The organism is Paraburkholderia caballeronis, assembly GCF_900104845.1.
Lineage (GTDB): Bacteria > Pseudomonadota > Gammaproteobacteria > Burkholderiales > Burkholderiaceae > Paraburkholderia > Paraburkholderia caballeronis.
Map to the genome: position 1 here is coordinate 3,303,147 of NZ_FNSR01000001.1, position 19,654 is coordinate 3,322,800.

Genomic DNA, 19,654 nt, shown 5'->3' on the forward strand with positions numbered 1-19,654 from the left:
GAAGCCGGCCGCCGTCAGAGGCTGACCGGCTCCTGCTCCAGTTCGACGCCGAAGCGCGCGCGCACGTCATGCCGGATCGCGTGCGCGAGTTCGAGAATGTCCGCGCCGGTCGCGCCGCCGCGGTTCACCAGCACCAGCGCCTGGCGGTCGTGCACCGCCGCCGCGCGCAGCGCGCGGCCCTTCCATCCGCACTGGTCGATCAGCCAGCCCGCCGCGAGCTTCACGCGGCCGTCCGGCTGCGGATACGACACGATGCCCGGCTCGCGCGCGGCCAGCGCGCCGAACTGCTGCGCATCGATCACCGGATTCTTGAAGAAGCTCCCCGCGTTGCCGAGTTGCAGCGGGTCCGGCAGCTTCGCGCGCCGCACCGCGACCACCGCGTCGAACACGTCGCGCGCGGTCGGCGACGCCGCGCGGCCGCGCGCTTCGAGCGCGCGCGCGAGGTCCGCGTAGTCCGCGTGCGGCGCCCACTGCTTCGGCAGCCGGAACGTGACCGACGTGACCACGAACCGGTCGCGGCCTTCGCGCTTGAAAAAGCTGTCGCGGTAGCCGAACCCGCATGCCGCCGCGTCGAATTCGACGACGTCGCCGGTTTCCAGCTCGACCGCGCGCACCGACGCGCAGCGTTCCGCCATTTCGAGGCCGTATGCGCCGATGTTCTGGATCGGCGCGGCGCCGACGGTGCCGGGAATCAGCGCGAGGTTTTCGAGGCCCGGCATCCGCTCGTCGAGCGTCCAGCCGACGAAATCGTGCCAGTTCTCGCCGGCCGCCGCCTCGACGTACCACGCAGCGGCGTCGTCGCGCACGACGCGCCGGCCGCGCAGCCCGACCAGCAGCACGAGCCCGTCGAAGTCGCGCGTCAGCACGACGTTGCTGCCGCCGCCGAGCACCAGCCGCCGCAGCCCGGCCGCGCGCGGGTCGCGCACGGCAGCGTCAAGATCGGCCTCGCTCGCGATGTGGCACGCGAGGTGCGCACGCACGTCGAAACCGAACGTGTTGTGCGCGCGCAGCGGATAACCGGCGGAAAACCAGGCGGGCGGCACGCCGGACGACGCGGCAGACGAAGCGGAAACGGGCATCGGAACGAAGCGGATCTGAAGCGGGTACGAAACGGAAAACGCGGAAAGCAGCGAAACGAAGCGGCAAACGCCGGCGGAATTTGCATGCCCGCGCGCCGGAACGACGAGCCGGCGTAACCGCGGCCGTCGGGCCAACCCTCACGCGGTCCCTCAAGCCGGCCATCCGGCGGCCTTGGGCAAACCCGAACCGCGCCGGTAAAATGGCGTCGGTCCGTGATTATAGCGAGTGCGCGGCCCGCGCCGGCGAACGGCTCCGGCCCGACATCGCACTACTGGGAGAACGCAATGCCATCGTTTGACGTCGTCTGCGAAGCCAACATGATCGAGGTGAAGAACGCGATCGAGCAGTCGAACAAGGAAATTTCCACGCGCTTCGACTTCAAGGGTTCGGACGCGCGGGTCGAGCACAAGGAGCACGAACTGACCGCATTCGCGGACGACGACTTCAAGCTCGGCCAGGTGAAGGACGTGCTGCTGTCCAAAATGGCGAAGCGCAACGTCGACGTGCGCTTCCTCGACTACGGCAAGATCGAGAAGATCGGCGGCGACAAGGTAAAGCAGGTCATCACCGTGAAGAAGGGCGTGTCCGGCGACCTCGCGAAGAAGATCGTGAAGCTCGTGAAGGACAGCAAGATCAAGGTGCAGGCGAGCATCCAGGGCGACGCGGTGCGCGTGTCCGGCACGAAGCGCGACGACCTGCAAAGCGTGATCGCGCTGCTGCGCAAGGACGTGACCGACACGCCGCTCGACTTCAACAACTTCCGCGACTGACGCTCGACCGCGCGGGCGACGCCCTGCCCGCGCCCTGTCACCTCAGGCTCATTCGAGCCTGAACTGCCCCACCACTTCCGCGAGATCCGCCGCCTGCGCGCGCAGCGCGGTGGCCGCGGCCGTCGATTCCTCGACGAGCGCCGCGTTCTGCTGAACCATCTCGTCCAGCTGGCTCACCGCGCGGTTCACTTCCTGGATGCCGCGCGTCTGCTCGTCGGCGGCCTGCGTGACTTCGGAAATGATCGTCGTCACGTTCGACACGTTGCTGACGATCTCGGCCATCGTGTCGCCGGCGTGGCGCACCTGCTGCGAGCCGGAGCTGACGCTCGCGACCGTCGATTCGATCAGTTCCTTGATCTCCTTCGCTGCCTGCGCGCTGCGCTGCGCGAGGCTGCGCACCTCGGACGCGACCACCGCGAAACCGCGCCCCTGCTCGCCCGCGCGCGCCGCTTCGACCGCCGCGTTCAGCGCGAGGATGTTGGTCTGGAACGCGATGCCGTCGATCACGCCGATGATGTCGGCGATCTTCACCGACGCGTTCTCGATCGTGCCCATCGTCGTCACGACGTCCGCGATCACGACGCCGCCGCGCGACGCGACGGCCGACGCGGACGCAGCCGTCGCATCGGCCTGGCGCGCGGCGTTCGCGGACTGCCCGACCGTCGCGGTGATCTGCTCCATCGACGCGGCCGTCTGCTGCAGGCTCGCGGCGGCCGCCTCGGTGCGGCCCGACAGGTCGACGTTGCCGGCCGCGATCTCGTCGGTCGCGGTGCGCACCGAGTGGCTCGTGTCGCGCAGATGGCGCATCACGTTGCGCAGCTTGTCCATGAACGCGTTGAACGAACGCGCAATCTGCGCGACCTCGTCGTTGCCGGCCACCGGCAGGCGCAGCGTCAAATCGCTTTCGCCCGCGCCGACCGCATCCATCGCGTCGCGCACCTGCGACAGCCGGCGGAACGACACGGCGGTCGCCGCCGCGACGAGCGCCGCCGCGATGGCCGCGATCACGACGAGCGCGATCAGCGACACGGTCAGCAGCGAGCGCATCCCGGCCGTCGCGTCGGTCTTGTCGAGCGCGACGATCACGCGCCAGTCGGTGCCGGCGATCGGCTCCGCGCGCATCAGCTTCGTGCTGCCGCCGACCCCGACCGGCAGCGGCTCGTCCGCGCCCAGCAGCGCCGGCAGGCGGTCCGCGCCGAGCGCCGGCGCGAGGTCGGACAGCGGCTTGAGCGTCAGCTTCGCGTCCGGATGCGCGACGATCTGGCCGGTGCTGTCGATCAGCATCCCGAAGCTGGCCGGCGTCGGATGGATCGACTTCACGTTCGCGATCACGGTGTCCATCGTCACGTCGCCGGCGACCACGCCCTTCACCGCGCCGTCGCGCACGATCGGCGCGGCGAACGTGACGACCAGCTTGCCGGTGCCGGCGTCGACGTACGGCGGCGTGACGACGCCCTTGCCCGCCGCGACCGCCTGCCTGTACCACGGGCGGCCGGTCGGATCGTAGTCGGCCGGGATGCCGGTCGGGTCCGAGAACTTCGCGGTGCGGTCCGCGTAACCGACGTACACGTTCGTGAAATCGCCGGCGGACGCGACCTGCTTCAGCGCGGCGGTCGGGTCCGGCGACAGCGCGGCGTCCTGCACCGAGTCGATCATCCGGCCGTGCGACGCGACCCAGTCGGCGATGCCGGCCGCGTGGCTGTCCTCGACCGCGCGCAGCATTTCGTTGATCGACTTCGCCTGATCGGCGCTGGACACGACATAGTTCAGCGCGGCGTTCGCCGCCAGCGCGACGACGACGATGACGACGCACAGCGCGACGATACGCGCGCGAATGGTAGAGAACATGGAACTCCCGCGGATTGAGATTCGACGACGAAATCCGCCTTCTCGCGGCGTCACGTCGTTATGCGGGTTAACGGCATCGCGCGATGGCCACTTGAGCTTGCGGCAGGCGAATGCCCGCGGAATACGAGCGTTATTTCTTGCGCGCGTCAATTAAACGTTTGCGCAGGAAACCAAATGACAGCCGTATGAAAAACGGCACCTGACACCGCCGTCAACCGAACCGTGCTCACTGCGCGGCGGCGACGGCGGCCGGCTGCGCGGCGCGGCCGTCTTTCATGAACGGATACTCGACGAAGCGGAACGTCGCGAGCGATACGCCGACCGTCGTCACGCCGATCGCCGCAATCACGCCCGCATACGCGACGTCGCCGATGCCGGCGACCGGTGCGACCGCATCGAGCCATTGCAGGCCCGCGTAAAGCAGCACGCCATGCGTCAGGTACACGCTGTAGCTGACGAGTCCGAGCACGCGCGCGGCCGGCATCGTCAGTGCGCCGAACAACGCGTTGCCGTACAGCGCGCACGCGAACAACGGCGACAGCAGCAGCGACTGCGCGAAACCGTAGTCGCGCGCGAACGGCAGCGCGGTCGCGCCCAACGCAACGAGCGCGACCGCGCCGGCCGCCGGCTGGCATAACCGTGGCGCGAGCGGCCGGCGCACGTGAAGCAGCGCGGCGAACGCGCCGAACAGGAAATTGACGACGACCGCATCGACGCCGAACGCGTACACGAGCAGCAGCGTGAGCCCGACGAGCAGCGGCGCGCGGCGCGGCGTCGCGAAACACGCGACGGCCGGCAGCGCCGCATAGAAGATCCATTCGTAGCGCAGCGTCCACATCGCCGGATCGATCAGCGCGGTCGCTTTCAGACCGTTCAGGTTGCCGTGCCCGAGCACGCCGAGGCCGAGCCACTTGAACGCGCCGACGAACAGCGTCGCCGGCGGCTCGCGCAGCACCCAGCCGGTCTTCTGGCCGACGACGACGAAGATCGCCGCCGTCACGAGCAGATACAGCGGCGCGAGCCGGCGCAGTCGTCCGGCATAGAGCCGCTTCCAGTCGAGCCGCCCGCGCGTCGTGACGACTTTCCGCGTGAACAGGAACCCGGTGATCATGAAGAACAGCGCGACCGGCACGCGGCCGCACAGCATGAACGCGACCGAGTCGGGCCACGCCCAGACGCCGGTGCGGTACCAGCCGACGCTCGACGCCGCGTGCGTGACGAACACCGCGAACGCGAGATAACCGCGCAGGCCGTCGAGGTGGCCGAACCGCGCGCCGTCGGCGGCGCCAATCGCGTCGCGAAAGAAATCGATGCGGCGCGCGGCCAGCGCCGCGGCCGCGAACGCGGCGCCGGTCGCGACCCAGCCGGCCCACAACGGAAAGTGCGTGGTCGCCATCGCGCGGAGATCGGGCTAAAGGTCCACCGAGCATAGCAGTGCGACAACCGCGTCCCGCGCGGCTGGCGAGCGGATGCTAGCAATTGTCCCCGCGGGCGCGCGAAACGGCCGGGCGCAGGTGCCGGCGCGTCCGCGCTGCCGGGGACTTCAGCGTTTCACCGAGGCTGTAGTGTTTCGGTAAGGATCGCGAACAGGATCAGCGTAGCTGGCTGTGCTTCGCGAATGGCTCAGGCCCGGTCGCCAATGAAGGAGGGAGGATCGAGGCCGACGCGACCCGATGTGCGTGCCGGGAACGGGGAGCGGATGGGCGACGTTGCGTCCTGGAATCGCAACTCGTCGACACCGTGAAGATGGCACCCCGAACCTCCGGTCGAAGCCGACAACGAAGCGAAACCTCGAACCGAACCCGCTTGCCCGAACGCCGCCCCCGCGACGCTCAAGACTGCGATTCCCGCTGCGCGTTCTTCTTGCCGCCGATCCGGCTTTCCGTCCCGGCAATCAGCTTCGAGATGTTCGACCGATGCCGCCAGAACAGCAGCACGCTCATTGCGAGGATCGCGAGCGCGATCGTGCTCGGCCCGAACAGGAACACGTCGAACACCGGCGCGAACACCGCGGCCGCGAGCGCGGCAAGCGACGAATAGCGGAAGAAAAACGCGATGATGAGCCACGTCAGCACCGTCGCGATGCCGAGCACCGGATGGATCGCGAGCAGCACGCCGGCCGCGGTCGCGACGCCCTTGCCGCCCTTGAAGCGGAAGAAGAGCGGATACAGGTGACCGAGGAACACGGCGATCGCGGCAAGCGCGATCGCATCGTTGCCGAGCCCGAAGCCCGGGCCGAAGCGCACGACGAGCCATACCGCCAGCCAGCCCTTGAACGCGTCGCCGATCAGCGTCAGCACCGCGGCCTTCTTGTTGCCGCTGCGCAGCACGTTCGTCGCGCCAGGGTTGCCGGAGCCGTACGAGCGGGGGTCGTCGAGCCCCATCGTGGCGCTGACGATCACGGCGAACGAAACGGAGCCGATCAGATAGGCGAGAACGGCGACGATCAGGTTGTACATGCGCGAAACCCGTGTGGACAGAAGCGGAAAGGCGCGCCGGCGGATGCCGCGATGGACGAGCCGCCGCGCGCGAAGGCGCTCATTCTACCGAAGCGCGGCGCGTAACGATGCCCGCTTTGCAGGCATGCTGCACAGGCGCACTTCGCAGGCCCGCGTCAGTCCACGCTCGCGCAGTTCACCGGCTTCGCGCCGAGCAGCGGTTGCAGCACCGACGGCGACAGGCTCACGAGAAAGCCGCGCCGCCCGCCGTTCAACCAGATTTCGTCGAGATCGAGGATCGACGCCTCGACATAGACCGGCATCGCCTTGCGCGTGCCGAACGGCGACGTGCCGCCGACCAGATACCCCGAATGCCGGTTCGCGACCTCGGGCTTGCACGGCTCGACGCGCTTCGCGCCGATCTGCCGCGCGAGGTTCCTGGTGGACACCTTACGGTCGCCGTGCATCAGCACGATCAACGGCTTCGCGTGCTCGTCCTCCATCACCAGCGTCTTGATCACGCGATGCTCGTCGACGCCGAGCTGCCGCGCGGACTCCTCGGTGCCGCCATGCTCGACGTAGTCATAAGGATGTTCGCCGAACGCAACGCCGTGACGGCGCAGCATCTGCGTCGCCGGCGTTTCGGATACGTGTTTCGATTTGCTCATCGGCGCATTGTAAAACGCGGACCGCCCGTTATCCGCGCGGATGGTGCTTCGCATGCAGCACCCGCAGCCGCTCGCGCGCGACGTGCGTGTAGATCTGCGTGGTCGAGATGTCGCTGTGGCCGAGCAGCAGCTGCACGACGCGCAGGTCCGCGCCGTGGTTCAGCAGGTGCGTCGCGAACGCGTGGCGCAGCGTGTGCGGCGACAGCGGCGCATGCACGCCGGCCGCCGCCGCGTGGCGCTTGATGATGTGCCAGAACTGCTGGCGCGTCATCCCTTCCGCGCGCGCGGTGACGAACAGCGCGTCGGTCGTGCGTGCGCCGAGCAGCGCGGGCCGCGACTCGCGCAGATAACGCTCGATCCACGCGTGCGCCTCCTCGCCGAACGGAATCAGCCGCTCCTTCGAGCCCTTGCCGAGCACGCGCACGACGCCCTCGTTCAGCCCGACCTCGACGGTCTTCAGCGTGACGAGTTCGGTCACGCGCAGCCCGCTCGCGTACATCAGTTCGAGCATCGTGCGGTCGCGCAGGCCGAGCGGCGTCGCGACGTCCGGCGCGCCGAGCAGCGATTCGACCTGCGCTTCGGTCAGCGTCGATGGAAAACGCGGCGGCTGCTTCGCGGAGCGGATGCGCACGGTCGGGTCCGCGCTCACGCGGCGCTCGCGCAGCGCCCAGCCGTAGTAGCGGCGAAACACCGACAGCCGGCGGTTCGCGGAGGTCGCCTTGTCGTCCTTGCGCAGCGCCGCGTAGGCGAGCAGATCGCGTTCTTCCGCGCGGTCGAGCGTGCCGTCGCGCGCACCTGCGAGCCACGACGCGAACAGGCACAGGTCGCGGCGATACGCATCGAGCGTATTGCGCGACAGCCCGTGTTCGAGCCACAGCCCGTCGCAGAACTGGTCGATGCACAGCAGGCTTTCGGCGAGCGACGCGGAGGGCGGCGGGTCGTCGCCGTCGTTATCGTTTCCATCGACCGGCGTTGCGTCGGCCGCCGACGCGCGGCGCGGTGGCTTCGCGGCGGCAGCCGTCGCGTCTCGCCCGGCCGCCGCGCGAGCGCCCCGTTTCGCGCGCGCGCCGCCCGTGGCTGGCGTCGCGTTCGCCGCGCCGTCGCCGGCCGGGGTCTGCGTCGCGTCGTCCGATGCGGTTGCCGGCGGCTCGCCTGCGGTGTTCGTCGTGTTCATCGCGCCGTTCGTCATGGAATCCGCACGCCTTCGTGCGCGAGCAGCCAGCGCTTCACGTCGCGAAAGAAGCCGTCGCCGCCGTGATGCGCGAAGCCGCCGATGCCGCTCGCGGACACCACGCGATGGCACGGGATCACGAGCGGAAAGAGGTTCGACCCGCACGCCTGCCCGACCGCGCGCGGCACGCCGCCGATGCGCTGCGCGAGTTGCCCGTAGGTGAGCACCGTGCCCGCGCCGATCGTGTTGATGCCGTCCCACACGCGCCGCTGGAACGGCGTGCCGAGCGCCGCGAGCGGCAGGTCGAAGCCGGCCGTCGCGCAGTCGAAGTAGCGCGCGATCTGCGCGGCCGCGCGTTCGGCCAGCGCGCAGTCCGGCGCGGCGGACGCCGTCGATGCGGGCAGATAGACGATCTCGCGCACCGCGTCGGCCGACGTGCGGATGCCGACCTTGCCGAACGGCGCGTCGATCACTGCGTTGAACATGATGGTTTGCCTCCTGATCGCAATCGCCGCCCGAGACGGCGGCCGGTCGCGCCCGCCTGCCCGCTACCGTGCCCGCTACTTTACGCTGCGGCGAGCGCCCATTGCACGTGCTCGCGAACCAGCGCGGACGCGTCGTGCTCGCGCGCCCGCAACGCGGCGACGAGTTCCGCGCGCGCCGCGGCGGGCAGCGCGCCGCCGCCGCTGCGCAGCGCATTGCCGATCGCGACCGCGACGTTGCGCAACCAGCGTTCGTAGCCGATGCGCCGGATCGCGCTGCCCTGCATCCGTTCGTCGAACTGCGCATCGGTCCAGCCGAACAGTTCGGCGAGCGTCGCGCGATCGAGCCCGTGGCGCACGTCGAAATCCGCGACCGGCGCGGCCTGCGCGAACTTGTTCCATGGGCACACGAGCTGGCAGTCGTCGCAGCCGTACACGCGATTGCCGATCAACGGCCGCAGCTCCTCGGGGATGCTGCCCGCCAGTTCGATCGTCAGATACGAGATGCAGCGCCGCGCATCGACGCGGTAGGGTCCGGTGATCGCGCCGGTCGGACACGCGCCGATGCAGCGCGCGCAGCTGCCGCAATGCGCGCCCGGCGTCTCGGGCGCGGCGGACGACGGCTCGTCGGCGTCGGCCGGCAGCGGCAGGTCCACGTAGATTTCGCCGAGAAAGAACAGCGACCCGGCATCCCGCTGCAACAGCAGCGTGTGCTTGCCGCGCCAGCCGATGCCCGCCTTCTGCGCGAGTTCGACTTCGAGCACCGGCGCGGAATCGGTGAACACGCGGTAGCCATACGCGCCGACTTCTGCTTCGATCCGCGTCGCAAGCTGCTGCAATCGCGCGCGCAATACCTTGTGATAGTCGCGGCCGCGCGCATAGATCGACACGACCGCGGCCTGCGGATCGGCAAGCCGCGCCTGCTCGCGCGCGCGCCAGTCGAGCGCGGACTCGTCGTCGCGAAGCACGCGTTCATCGGCAGCGCCACTGTCAGAGACGGATGGCGCAAGACTTTCGCGAGCCTTTCCATCGGCGTGCGGCGCGAGCGTCGATGCGGGCAGATAGGCCATCCGCGCGGTAATCACGCGTCGCGTTCCGGCCACAAGCTCGGCGGGACGTGCGCGTTTCATCCCATGTTTGGCCATATAATCCATCTCGCCGTGGTTGCCCGCTTCGAGCCATGCGGCGAGCCCCGCCTCGGCATCGGACAGATCGGTGTCGCTGATGCCGATCGCCCCGAACCCCAGTTCGCGCCCCCATGCGCGGATGCGCGCCGCGAGCGCGGCCAGCGCCGCTTCGTCGAGAGGATGGACGCCGGGCGCCGGCGCTTCGCGCGGCGGCCGCGCGTCGCCGGCTGCGCAAACGTGCGCGTCCGAAGGCGCCTGCAAGGCGGCCTGCGATGTGGGAGGCAACGGACTGCGGTTCATCACGCCATTTTACGAGAATGCCCGTTACGCCCGGTCACGACCACGCGCCTCAGTCTTTCGCCCCCGCGTTGCTCGAACGCCGCTTCGAGCTTGCGGACGAAGCCGCGACCGACGCATTCGGCGCGCGCTTCGCGAAGGCAATCGAAGCGGAATACGCGGCACGAACGGCGGCCGGCGAGCCGGACCACAACGCCTTCAGCGGCCTTCAGGTTCAACTGATCGGCGACCTCGGCGCGGGCAAGACCTCGCTCGTGCGCGCGACGCTGCGCGCGCTCGGCCACGCCGGACGCGTGCGCAGCCCGACCTACACGCTCGTCGAACCGTACACGGTGGCGACGGCCGGCGGGGAACTCCCGCTCTATCACTTCGATCTGTACCGTTTCAGCGATCCGGCCGAGTGGGCCGACGCGGGCTTTCGCGAATACTTCGACAGCGGCGCGGTCTGCCTCGTCGAATGGCCTCAACGTGCGGGCGCGCTGCTGGGCGTGCCGGACCTCGTGTTCACGCTCGAACCCGGCGAGCGCGGCGACGGCCGCGTGCTCACCGCGCAGGCATTCAGCGCATCAGGAAAGGCATGTCTAGAAAGATGTTAATCAAACCGTTCCGCTCGATCGAATCCGCCGCCACCGCCACGCACAACTGGCGGCGCAGGCAGATCCTGAAGGCGGGTGCGTCGACGCTGGTGCTCGGCCTCGCCGCGCCGCGCGCCGCGTGGGCGACCTCGGTGATCGGCGTGCGCGTGTGGCCCGCGCGCGACTACACGCGCGTGACGATCGAATCGGACCAGCCGCTGCAGAACGCGCAGCAACTGCTGCAAGGCCCGGACCGCCTCGTCGTCGACCTGAACGGCCTCGACCTCGACGACTCGCTGCGCAACCTCGTCTCGAAGATCACGCCGAACGATCCGCAGATCCAGTCGGTGCGCGTCGGCCAGTATCAGCCGCATGTCGTGCGGATGGTGTTCGACCTGAAGGGCTCGGTGAAACCGCAGGTGTTCACGCTGGAGCCGGTCGGCTCGTATCGCTACCGGCTCGTGTTCGACCTGTATCCGGCGGTCGCGCCCGATCCGCTGATGGACCTGCTCGCGCAGACCGAACGCAAGCAGCAGCAGTTCGATGCGCGCGAGAACCTGCGCGACGTGCCGCCTTCGACGCTCGCCGGCCCGACCGCGCCGCCGCCTGCGCCGTCCGACAGCAGCGACGCGTTCTTCCAGCGTTATGCGCAGGGCGACGCGGGCACGCCGCCGTCGCCTGCGCCGCGCGCGAACGCCGCGCGCCCCGCTCCATCGGCACCGCCCACGCTCGCGCAGCGGCCGAAGCCGGCCGCGCCGTCCGCCCCCGCGCTCGCGCAGGACGATGGCGACAGCAGCGGCGACAACGACAACTACGGCTTCACCACGCCGAAGAGCGGCAAGAACGGCACGGTCCGGCTGCTGACCGTCGCGATCGATCCGGGCCACGGCGGCGAGGACCCGGGCGCGATCGGCGGCGGCGGCACGTACGAGAAACACATCGCGCTCGACATCGCGAAGCGGCTGCGCGCGAAGATCGACGCCCAGCCCAACATGCGCGCGATGATGACGCGCGACGCGGACTTCTTCGTGCCGCTGAACGTGCGCGTGCAGAAGGCGCGCCGCGTCGGCGCGGACCTGTTCGTGTCGATCCACGCGGACGCGTTCACGACGCCGAGCGCGCGCGGCTCGTCGGTGTTCGCGCTGTCCGAGCACGGCGCGTCGAGCGCAGCCGCGCGCTGGATGGCGAACAAGGAGAACGCGTCGGACCAGATCGGCGGGATCAACGTGAAGACCGCCGACGCCGCGGTGAACCGCGCCCTCTTCGACATGTCGACGACCGCGCAGATCCGCGACTCGATGCGCTACGGCAACTTCGTGCTGAACGAGATCGGCGACATCAACAAGCTGCACAAGGGCTCGGTCGAGCAGGCCGGATTCGCGGTGCTGAAGGCGCCGGACATCCCGTCGATCCTCGTCGAGACCGCGTTCATCAGCAACCCGGACGAAGAGCGCCGGCTCAACGACGAAGCGTATCGCGACCAGATGGCGGCCGCGATCATGAAGGGCATCAAGCGTTATTTCGCGGCGAACCCGCCGCTCGCGAAGAGCCGGATGACCTGATGCCGATCCGATGGACGACGCGGCGACGCGCGCGCGGGTTCGCGCCGCGCCGCGCAGTCGTTGTCCGCTTCGTTCAGCGCGCCGCCGCGAACCGCTGGCGCACCCAGCCGCCGAACACGTTCACCGCCAGACCGCCCATCACGAGCGCCGCGCCGCCGACCTGCGCGGCCGACAGATGCTCGTCGAGCAGCAGCGCGGCCGCCGCGAGCCCGACGATCGGCACGAGCAGCGAGAACGGCGCGACCTGGCTCGCCGGGTAGCGCGACAGCAGCCGGCTCCACAAGCCATAACCGAGCAGCGTCGCGATGAACGCGAGATAGACGATGGCGAACACCGACGACGCGCCAATGCCCGCGAGCGCCCCGGCGATCTGCTGCGGGCCTTCGAAAAAGTACGACAGCACGAGGAACGGCAGCGGCGGCACGAGGCTCGCCCACACCACGAGCCCGACCAGATCGACGTGCCCGACCTTCTTCGTCACGATGTTGCCGAGCGCCCACATCACCGCCGCGCACAGCGTCAGCACGAAGCCCGCGAGCGTCATCGGATGCGCGCCCGCCGCCGACGCCTGCATCGAGATCAGCGCGAGGCCGCCCGCCGCGATCAGCAGTCCGGCAACGTTCTGCGCGCGCAGCCGTTCGCGCAGGAACAGCGCGGCGAAACCGAGCGTGAAAAACGCCTGCGCCTGCAGCACGAGCGACGCGAGCCCTGCCGGCATCCCGACGTACATCGCCGAAAAGAGAAACGCGAACTGGCCGAGCGAGATCGTCGCGCCGTACGCGAGCAGCCAGCGCAGCGGCATCCTGGGGCGCTTCACGAACAGCACCGCCGGGAACGCCGCGAGCAGGAAGCGCAGCGCGCCGAGCAGCATCGGCGGCACGCCGTGCAGTCCCACCTTGATCACGACGAAATTCACGCCCCACGCCAGCACGACCACCAGCGCGAGCAACAGGTCCCTCGGCGACATCGACCGCTCCGTCTTCTCGTTATCGAATCGCGAGTGTACCGGAGCGCAGCGCGGCCGCGGCACGGGCGCTAGAATGGGCGTTCTTCGCCGCGCGGACCGCACAGGCACGAACCCGATGCGGCGGGCGCGTTGCCCCCACGGCCATCCAGGAACGCATCCATGTCCTCATCGATCAAGGCAGTGCTCACGCCGCACCAGCGCGACATCGGCAACCTGCTCGTGCGGCGCGTGCTGCCCGCGCTCGCGGCGCGGCTCGTCGGGCCGTTCATCTTCTTCGATCACATGGGGCCGGCGACGCTCGCGCCGGGCAGCGGCGTCGACGTGCGGCCGCATCCGCACATCGGGCTCGCAACCGTCACCTATCTGTACGACGGCGCGCTGATGCATCGCGACAGCCTCGGCTCGCAGCAGAAGATCGTCCCCGGCGACGTGAACTGGATGACGGCCGGGCGCGGCATCGTCCATTCGGAGCGCACGCCCGACGAGGACCGCCCGCGCGGACTGACGATGCACGGCATCCAGACGTGGGTCGCGCTGCCGCTCGATCACGAGGACGCCGAGCCTTCGTTTCATCATCATGCGGCCGACACGCTGCCCGAGTTCGAGCGCAATGGCGTGACGATGCGCGTGATCGCCGGCACCGCGTTCGGCCATGCGTCGCCGGTCGCGACGTTCTCCGGCACGCTGTACGTCGCCGCGCAGTTCGCGCCGGGCAGCGCATTCGCGCTTGAACCGGAGCACGAGGAGCGCGGCGTGTATCTGGTGGACGGCGACCTGTCGATCGACGGCGAGCCGCTGAAGCCGCAGACGATGGCCGTGCTCGTGCCCGGCGAGACCGCGACGCTCGCGAGCGTTGGCGGCGCGCGCGTGATGCTGCTCGGCGGCGAGCGGCTCGAAGGCGAACGCTTCATCGAATGGAACTTCGTCGCGAGTTCGCGCGAGAAGATCGAGCATGCGAAGGCCGCATGGACGCGTCAGGAGATGGGGCAGGTGCCCGGCGAGACGGAGTGGATTCCGCTGCCGGAAAAGAAACCGCGCTGACGCGGCGCGAAATCCGGCCGAGGCAAACGCCCGCGGCGCCGCGTTGAACCGGCCGGTTTCGGCCCCAACTGCAATCGAACTGTTTTCAGAAGAGGATGTGCAATGGACACCACCCTGGCCACTTTCGAAAAGGACGTGATCGAAGCGTCGGCGCTCGCGCCGGTGCTGATCGATTTCTGGGCGCCGTGGTGCGGCCCGTGCAAGACGCTGGGGCCGATGCTCGAAAAGCTCGAAGCGGAATACGCGGGCCGCTGGAAGCTCGTGAAGGTGAACGTCGACGAGAACCAGGAACTCGCGATGCACTTCCAGGTGCGCAGCATTCCGCACGTGATCGCGTTCGCGGACGGCCAGCCGGTCGACCAGTTCATCGGCGTGCTGCCCGAAGGGCAACTGCGCGAGTTCATCGACCGGCTGATTCCGGATGCGGCCGAAGGCGAGCGGCGCGCCGCGCACGAGGCGCTCGCCGAAGGCCGCCGCGACGAGGCGTATGACGCGCTGAAGGCCGCGCTCGCCTACGATCCCGGCTTCGACGACGCGCGGATGGACCTGATCGAACTGCTGCTCGCGGACAACCGCGTGGACGAGGCGCACAACGAAGTCGACCTGCTGTCGCCGAAAACGACGCAGGGCATCGACGCGCGCTTCAACGCGCTGAAGACCCGCCTCGATGCGCTCGACGCCGCCGCGGACCTGCCGCCGACCGACGCGCTAGAAGACCGGGTCGCCGCGCATCCGGACGATCTCGAAGCGCGCTTCGACCTCGCGAGCGCGCTGATCGCGCGGCGCAAGTACGCGGGCGCGCTCGAACATCTGCTGGAGATCGTGAAGCGCGACCGCTCGTTCCGCGACGACATCGGCCGTAAGACGATGCTGTCGGTGTTCGACCTCGCCGCCCATCAGCCGCAACTCGTCGGCGAATGGCGACGCAAGCTGGGCGCGGCGCTGAACTGACACGCGCACCTCCGCCGAATAAAAAAACGCGGCCCTCGGGCCGCGTTTTTTTATGTCCGCATCAGACACACGGCGACGTTACGCCGCTTTCCGCGCAATCGCGCGCAGCACGTATGACGCCGCCGCGAACCCGAAGCTCGCGGTCACGCACACGCTCGACCCGAAACCCGCGCAGTTCAACCCGACCGGCCCATGGTGGCCCGGCGACGTCTCCACGTGACCGGCCTCGGGATCGACGTCGCACACCGCCGCTTCCGGATAGATCAGCGGCTCGTCGGAGTACACCGCGCTCACCTTGAACTTCGCCTTCGGCCCGCGCGGAAAACCGTGCTGCTTGCGCAACTGCCCGCGCACCTTCGACAGCAGCGGGTCCTGGATCGTCAGCGCCAGGTCGTCGATGCGGATGCGCGTCGGGTCCAGCTGCCCGCCCGCGCCGCCGGCCGTGATAAGCGGCTGGCCGCGCTCGACGCACCACGCGATCAGCGCGGTCTTCGTGCGCACGCTGTCGATCGCGTCGACCACGAAATCGAAGCCGCCGCCGAGCAGCGCGTCGAAATTGCCCGGCTCGACGAAGTCCTCGACGAGCCGCACGTCGCAGGCGGGATCGATCAGCGCGATGCGCTCCGCCATCGCATCGACCTTCGGCTTGCCGTAGTTGCCGTCGAGCGCGTGGATCTGCCGGTTCGTGTTGCTTTCCGCGACGTTGTCGAGGTCGATCAGCGTCAGCGTGCCGATCGCGCTGCGCGCGAGCGCCTCGGCCGCCCACGAGCCGACGCCGCCGATGCCGATCACCGCGACGTGCGCACGTTCGAACGCGGCGAGCGCGGGTGCGCCGTAAAGCCGCGCGACGCCGCCAAAACGTCGCGCCCGGTCGGCTTCAACCGGGTCGGGGACGGCGGTAAGATCGGCTTGCGGTGAAATCGGGATAGTGGACATGGTGGGAATCGAGTTGCGGCGGGTCGGTCGAACGCGGACCGGCCCGAACAGCCTGGCTCCGCGAGACCCGTATTTTGCCTGATCGCGCGCGGCGCGTCGGAGCACGGCGCAATGCGCGGAGATTCCCTTCTTCGCTATACTTGTCCGCCATTGAAGCGGTTGCATAAAACATGACGACTCTCGCCGATCTTCGCAAAAACTACTCGCTGGGCTCGCTCGACGTGGCCGACGTCGCGCCGGACCCGATCCAGCAGTTCCACACCTGGTTTGCACAGGCGCTCGACGCGAAGCTGCCCGAGCCGAACGCGATGACGGTGGCGACGGTCGACGCCGCGGGCCGTCCGGCGGCGCGGATCCTGCTGATCAAGGTCGTCGACGAACGCGGCTTCGTGTTCTTCACGAACTACGAAAGCCGCAAGGGCCATGAACTCGCGGTCAATCCGCACGCTAGCCTGCTGTTCCACTGGATCGAGCTGGAGCGCCAGGTGCGGATCGAAGGCCGGGTCGAAAAAACCAGCGCCGAGGAAAGCGATGCGTATTTCGCGTCGCGGCCGCCCGGCTCGCGGATCGGCGCATGGGCGTCCGAGCAGAGCGAGGTGATCGACAGCCGCGCGACGCTGGAAGCGCGCGAGGCCGAAGTCCGCGCGAAATACGGCGACAACCCGCCGCGTCCGCCGCACTGGGGCGGCTACCGGGTCGTGCCGGACACGCTCGAATTCTGGCAGGGCCGCCCGTCGCGGCTGCACGACCGGATCCGCTACACGCGCGCCGGCAGCGGCTGGCAGATCGACCGGCTGGCGCCGTAAGCGTCGCGATTCACCGCGGCCGCCCCAGCGGCGGCCGCCTGGCCGCCCTTCCCACTCACCGTCGGCGCCGCCCCGCCTCCCGACCAGGCCCGGCAGCAAACCCGTCGCGCAGCACCGGCCTCCGGCCGCTTGCGTGCGACACGACGGCCAGCGGAACCGGCGGCTGCGTCGCGGCGGTCGTGCGCCGCGAAACGCGTTGCAGTGCTATTTCTGGATTTGTCGTTCATTGAATACGGAGAGAAACACATGTTCTGGGAAAAGAAGCTTGCGCAGTGGGTCGATGGCGTGCGCAACAGCGCGAACCTGCCGGCGCGTCTCGTGCTGTGGAGCGGCGAGCAATACGACTTCGGCACGTTCGCGACGCCGCAGGTCACGCTGAAGGTGAACAGCGCGGCCGCGCTGCCGCTGCTGCTCGAACCGAGCCTCGACAACCTCGGCGAAGCGTACGTGAAGGGCAAGATCGACATCGATGGCCGGCTGTCGGACATCATCGACATCAGCTACGCGCTCGCGCGCAACACGGTGACGAGCGCGAGCAAGCTGTCGCGCGTGCGCCGCTACTTCACGCACTCGAAGGCGTCGGACAAGAAGGCGATCCAGTACCACTACGACGTGTCGAACGAGTTCTACCGGCTGTGGCTCGACGAGAACATGGTCTATTCGTGCGCGTATTTCGAGAACGGCGACGAGGACCTCGCGACCGCGCAATTGAAGAAGATCGACCACATCCTGACGAAGATCCAGCTTCAGCCGGGCCAGCAACTGCTCGACATCGGCTGCGGCTGGGGCGCGCTGGTGCTGCGCGCCGCGCAGAAGTTCGGCGCGCGCTGTGTCGGCGTGACGCTGTCGCAGAACCAGTTCGACCTCGCGACCGCGCGCGTGAAAGCGGCCGGCCTCGCCGACCGCATCGAGATCCGCCTGCAGGACTACCGCGACGTGACCGGCCAGTTCGACCGCATCACGAGCGTCGGGATGTTCGAGCACGTCGGCCGCAAGAACCTGCCGGCCTACTTCCGCAAGGTGCACGACCTGCTCGCGGACGACGGCATCGCGATGAACCACGGCATCACGTCGTCGGACGCGGACAGCGGCGAAACGGCGCTCGGCGGCGGCGAGTTCATCGACCGCTACGTGTTCCCGGACGGCGAGCTGCCGCACATCGGCCTCGCGCTCGAAGCCGCGCAGCGCGGCGGGCTGGAGGCGGTTGACGTCGAGAGCCTGCGCCGTCACTATGCGCACACGCTCGACCTGTGGGCGGAGGCGTTCGAGGCACACGCGGAAGAGGCGAAGAAGCTCGTCGACGACGAGAAGTTCCGCATCTGGCGCGTGTACCTGGCGGGCTGCGCATACGCGTTCGAGAACGACGACGTGTCGATCTACCAGATCGTCTGCCGCAAGGCGGGCCGCAGCGCGAAAACGCTGCCGTGGTCGCGCCGCTACATGTACGAGAAGCCGCTCGCGCTCGCGTGATCCGCGCGGCGCGCGGCCCGTGCCGCGCGCCGCGATCGAGGCGGAGGGGGCCACGCTTCACTTCAACACCGTAACGCAACGAATGAACGACCGCGACGCCGCGCCCGACCCCGCTTCCGATGATCCGCTGAACGACCGCGAATCCGGCGACAAAGCGGCCGGCACGAACGGCGAGAGCCACGGCGACGATTCGTCCGCAGAACCGGCGCAAACCGATCTGTTCGGCTTCGACGCAGCGCCGCCGAAACCCGCGCCGAAGCCCTCCCTGCGCGCGAGCCGGGCAAAACCGGCGGCCTCGCAACCCGACGCCGATCCGGCCGCCGCGGCATCCGATGCACAGCCCGACACGCCGCCCGCCGCCGACTCCGCGCCGAAACCGAAACGCCGCGCGCGCGGCGTGCTGCCGGCCGAACCGTCGCAGCAGGTGCTCGACCTCGCGGCCCACCTGCCGGCGACGCTGCGGCTCGGCACGTCGTCGTGGTCGTTTCCGGGCTGGCGCGGGATCGTCTACGGCGACGACTACAGCAACTCGAAGCTCGCGCGCGACGGCCTCGCCGCATACGGCGCGCATCCGCTGCTGCGCACGGTCAGCATCGACCGGTCGTTCTACGCGCCGCTGACGATCGCCGACTATCTGCGTTACGCGCAGCAGGTGCCCGACACGTTCCGCTTCATCGTGAAAGCGCCCGCGCTGGTCACCGACGCGTCGGTGCGCGGCGACCGCGGCGAGCCGGTGTCCGCGAATCCGTGTTTCCTGAACGCCGAACTCGCGGTCAGCGAATTCGTGACGCCGTGTCTCGAAGGGCTCGGCCGGAAAGCCGGCGCGCTCGTGTTCCAGTTCCCGCCGCTGCCGGACGCGATGCTCGCGGACCCGGCCGCGTTCGTCGAGCGGCTCGGGGCCTTTCTCGCGGCGCTGCCGCCGCTGCCGCCGGAGCCGGACGGTCCGTGTTACGCGGTCGAGATCCGCGACGCGAGCCTGTTGACGCCGCGTTTCGTGCGCGCGCTGCGCGCGGCGAACGTGCGCTACTGCGTCGGGCTGCACGCGCGGATGCCCCACCCGCTGCGGCAGGCGGCGGCGCTCGCGCTGATGGACGGCGGCGAGCCGGCTGGTCCGCTGATCGTCCGCTGGAGCCTGCACAGCGGCTTTCGCTACGAGCAGGCGAAAGCGCGTTACGAGCCGTTCGACCGGATCGTCGATCCGGACCCGCGCACCCGCGACGCGCTCGCCGAACTGGCCGCGCGCTACGCGATCGCCGGCCAGCCGGTGCTGATCACGACGAACAACAAGGCGGAAGGGTCGGCGCCGCTGTCATGCGCGACACTCGCGCAGGCGATCGCCGATGAAATGCTGCGTCGGAAGGAAGGCGGGGACCGGCGGGACGCCGCAGACGCCGATGGCATGCGGCAACAGCAAGAGAATCGGGACGGGCCGGCCGAAGCGCCGCCGGCCCCGTGACGACGCGGC

Annotated in this window: 18 protein-coding genes; 8 read left to right on the forward strand and 10 right to left on the reverse strand. The window is 69.3% G+C overall.

Annotated features, from left to right (window positions below; translation table 11 throughout):
* Positions 1-14: 14 nt before the first annotated feature.
* Positions 15-1,079, reverse strand: a complete 1,065-nt coding sequence (gene murB / locus BLV92_RS14745) for a UDP-N-acetylmuramate dehydrogenase (RefSeq protein WP_090546058.1) — start codon at positions 1,077-1,079, stop codon at positions 15-17.
* 285 nt (positions 1,080-1,364) lie between these two features.
* Here murB and BLV92_RS14750 point away from each other — a divergent pair, with 285 nt between their 5' ends.
* Complete coding sequence (locus tag BLV92_RS14750; protein ID WP_090546060.1) at positions 1,365-1,850, forward strand: YajQ family cyclic di-GMP-binding protein; 486 nt, start codon at positions 1,365-1,367, stop codon at positions 1,848-1,850.
* Positions 1,851-1,898: 48 nt separating this feature from the next.
* Here BLV92_RS14750 and BLV92_RS14755 read toward each other — a convergent pair whose 3' ends face one another.
* From BLV92_RS14755 to queG, 7 genes are all read right to left on the reverse strand, one after another.
* Positions 1,899-3,698, reverse strand: coding sequence for a methyl-accepting chemotaxis protein (locus BLV92_RS14755; protein ID WP_090546062.1), 1,800 nt, complete (start codon positions 3,696-3,698; stop codon positions 1,899-1,901).
* 226 nt (positions 3,699-3,924) lie between these two features.
* Positions 3,925-5,094: an acyltransferase family protein gene (locus BLV92_RS14760; protein ID WP_090546063.1), complete on the reverse strand. Its 1,170-nt coding sequence runs from the start codon at positions 5,092-5,094 to the stop codon at positions 3,925-3,927.
* A gap of 436 nt (positions 5,095-5,530) precedes the next feature.
* Positions 5,531-6,157 (reverse strand): glycerol-3-phosphate 1-O-acyltransferase PlsY, encoded by a 627-nt coding sequence (plsY, locus tag BLV92_RS14765; protein WP_090546065.1) that lies wholly within the window; start codon positions 6,155-6,157, stop codon positions 5,531-5,533.
* A gap of 155 nt (positions 6,158-6,312) precedes the next feature.
* Positions 6,313-6,804, reverse strand: a complete 492-nt coding sequence (gene ybaK / locus BLV92_RS14770) for a Cys-tRNA(Pro) deacylase (RefSeq protein WP_090547110.1) — start codon at positions 6,802-6,804, stop codon at positions 6,313-6,315.
* A gap of 28 nt (positions 6,805-6,832) precedes the next feature.
* Complete coding sequence (gene xerD / locus BLV92_RS14775; RefSeq protein ID WP_244283797.1) at positions 6,833-7,978, reverse strand: site-specific tyrosine recombinase XerD; 1,146 nt, start codon at positions 7,976-7,978, stop codon at positions 6,833-6,835.
* 11 nt (positions 7,979-7,989) lie between these two features.
* Positions 7,990-8,460, reverse strand: coding sequence for a methylated-DNA--[protein]-cysteine S-methyltransferase (locus BLV92_RS14780; RefSeq protein WP_090546067.1), 471 nt, complete (start codon positions 8,458-8,460; stop codon positions 7,990-7,992).
* An 80-nt stretch (positions 8,461-8,540) separates the two neighbouring features.
* On the reverse strand, positions 8,541-9,884 hold the full coding sequence (queG, locus tag BLV92_RS14785) for a tRNA epoxyqueuosine(34) reductase QueG (RefSeq protein WP_090546069.1): 1,344 nt from the start codon (positions 9,882-9,884) through the stop codon (positions 8,541-8,543).
* 17 nt (positions 9,885-9,901) lie between these two features.
* On the opposite strand from queG, the gene tsaE reads away from it, so the two are divergent.
* Together tsaE and BLV92_RS14795 are read left to right on the forward strand one after the other, a co-directional pair.
* Complete coding sequence (tsaE, locus tag BLV92_RS14790; protein ID WP_090546071.1) at positions 9,902-10,477, forward strand: tRNA (adenosine(37)-N6)-threonylcarbamoyltransferase complex ATPase subunit type 1 TsaE; 576 nt, start codon at positions 9,902-9,904, stop codon at positions 10,475-10,477.
* Positions 10,459-12,018, forward strand: coding sequence for an N-acetylmuramoyl-L-alanine amidase (locus BLV92_RS14795; protein ID WP_090547113.1), 1,560 nt, complete (start codon positions 10,459-10,461; stop codon positions 12,016-12,018). Before tsaE ends, BLV92_RS14795 begins: the two co-directional genes overlap by 19 nt.
* 73 nt (positions 12,019-12,091) lie before the next feature.
* Here the strand turns inward: BLV92_RS14795 and BLV92_RS14800 are convergent, their stop codons facing one another.
* Positions 12,092-12,985, reverse strand: a complete 894-nt coding sequence (locus BLV92_RS14800; RefSeq protein ID WP_090546073.1) for an EamA family transporter — start codon at positions 12,983-12,985, stop codon at positions 12,092-12,094.
* Positions 12,986-13,144: 159 nt separating this feature from the next.
* Here BLV92_RS14800 and BLV92_RS14805 point away from each other — a divergent pair, with 159 nt between their 5' ends.
* Positions 13,145-14,026: a pirin family protein gene (locus BLV92_RS14805; RefSeq protein WP_090546075.1), complete on the forward strand. Its 882-nt coding sequence runs from the start codon at positions 13,145-13,147 to the stop codon at positions 14,024-14,026.
* Between the two features lie 102 nt (positions 14,027-14,128).
* Entirely contained in the window at positions 14,129-14,977 is an 849-nt protein-coding gene (trxA, locus tag BLV92_RS14810) for a thioredoxin (protein WP_090546077.1), read from the forward strand.
* Positions 14,978-15,055: 78 nt separating this feature from the next.
* Here trxA and BLV92_RS14815 read toward each other — a convergent pair whose 3' ends face one another.
* Complete coding sequence (locus BLV92_RS14815) at positions 15,056-15,913, reverse strand: tRNA threonylcarbamoyladenosine dehydratase (protein ID WP_090546079.1); 858 nt, start codon at positions 15,911-15,913, stop codon at positions 15,056-15,058.
* A 170-nt stretch (positions 15,914-16,083) separates the two neighbouring features.
* On the opposite strand from BLV92_RS14815, the gene pdxH reads away from it, so the two are divergent.
* From pdxH to BLV92_RS14830, 3 genes are all read left to right on the forward strand, one after another.
* Positions 16,084-16,719 carry a pyridoxamine 5'-phosphate oxidase gene (gene pdxH / locus BLV92_RS14820; RefSeq protein WP_090546081.1) on the forward strand — a complete coding sequence of 212 codons (636 nt, stop codon included), beginning with the start codon at positions 16,084-16,086 and terminating at the stop codon, positions 16,717-16,719.
* Between the two features lie 246 nt (positions 16,720-16,965).
* Entirely contained in the window at positions 16,966-18,189 is a 1,224-nt protein-coding gene (locus BLV92_RS14825; protein ID WP_090546083.1) for an SAM-dependent methyltransferase, read from the forward strand.
* Between the two features lie 82 nt (positions 18,190-18,271).
* Positions 18,272-19,645 (forward strand): DUF72 domain-containing protein, encoded by a 1,374-nt coding sequence (locus BLV92_RS14830; protein ID WP_090546085.1) that lies wholly within the window; start codon positions 18,272-18,274, stop codon positions 19,643-19,645.
* The last annotated feature ends 9 nt before the right edge of the window (positions 19,646-19,654 follow it).

What these genes read in the sequence shown, in the direction of transcription:
- murB (WP_090546058.1), bottom strand. Translation starts at nt 1,079, where the DNA reads ATGCCCGTTTCCGCTTCGTCTGCCGCGTCGTCCGGCGTGCCGCCCGCC.
- BLV92_RS14750 (WP_090546060.1), top strand. Translation starts at nt 1,365, where the DNA reads ATGCCATCGTTTGACGTCGTCTGCGAAGCCAACATGATCGAGGTGAAG.
- BLV92_RS14755 (WP_090546062.1), bottom strand. Translation starts at nt 3,698, where the DNA reads ATGTTCTCTACCATTCGCGCGCGTATCGTCGCGCTGTGCGTCGTCATC.
- BLV92_RS14760 (WP_090546063.1), bottom strand. Translation starts at nt 5,094, where the DNA reads ATGGCGACCACGCACTTTCCGTTGTGGGCCGGCTGGGTCGCGACCGGC.
- plsY (WP_090546065.1), bottom strand. Translation starts at nt 6,157, where the DNA reads ATGTACAACCTGATCGTCGCCGTTCTCGCCTATCTGATCGGCTCCGTT.
- ybaK (WP_090547110.1), bottom strand. Translation starts at nt 6,804, where the DNA reads ATGAGCAAATCGAAACACGTATCCGAAACGCCGGCGACGCAGATGCTG.
- xerD (WP_244283797.1), bottom strand. Translation starts at nt 7,978, where the DNA reads ATGAACACGACGAACACCGCAGGCGAGCCGCCGGCAACCGCATCGGAC.
- BLV92_RS14780 (WP_090546067.1), bottom strand. Translation starts at nt 8,460, where the DNA reads ATGTTCAACGCAGTGATCGACGCGCCGTTCGGCAAGGTCGGCATCCGC.
- queG (WP_090546069.1), bottom strand. Translation starts at nt 9,884, where the DNA reads ATGAACCGCAGTCCGTTGCCTCCCACATCGCAGGCCGCCTTGCAGGCG.
- tsaE (WP_090546071.1), top strand. Translation starts at nt 9,902, where the DNA reads ATGCCCGTTACGCCCGGTCACGACCACGCGCCTCAGTCTTTCGCCCCC.
- BLV92_RS14795 (WP_090547113.1), top strand. Translation starts at nt 10,459, where the DNA reads ATGTCTAGAAAGATGTTAATCAAACCGTTCCGCTCGATCGAATCCGCC.
- BLV92_RS14800 (WP_090546073.1), bottom strand. Translation starts at nt 12,985, where the DNA reads ATGTCGCCGAGGGACCTGTTGCTCGCGCTGGTGGTCGTGCTGGCGTGG.
- BLV92_RS14805 (WP_090546075.1), top strand. Translation starts at nt 13,145, where the DNA reads ATGTCCTCATCGATCAAGGCAGTGCTCACGCCGCACCAGCGCGACATC.
- trxA (WP_090546077.1), top strand. Translation starts at nt 14,129, where the DNA reads ATGGACACCACCCTGGCCACTTTCGAAAAGGACGTGATCGAAGCGTCG.
- BLV92_RS14815 (WP_090546079.1), bottom strand. Translation starts at nt 15,913, where the DNA reads ATGTCCACTATCCCGATTTCACCGCAAGCCGATCTTACCGCCGTCCCC.
- pdxH (WP_090546081.1), top strand. Translation starts at nt 16,084, where the DNA reads ATGACGACTCTCGCCGATCTTCGCAAAAACTACTCGCTGGGCTCGCTC.
- BLV92_RS14825 (WP_090546083.1), top strand. Translation starts at nt 16,966, where the DNA reads ATGTTCTGGGAAAAGAAGCTTGCGCAGTGGGTCGATGGCGTGCGCAAC.
- BLV92_RS14830 (WP_090546085.1), top strand. Translation starts at nt 18,272, where the DNA reads ATGAACGACCGCGACGCCGCGCCCGACCCCGCTTCCGATGATCCGCTG.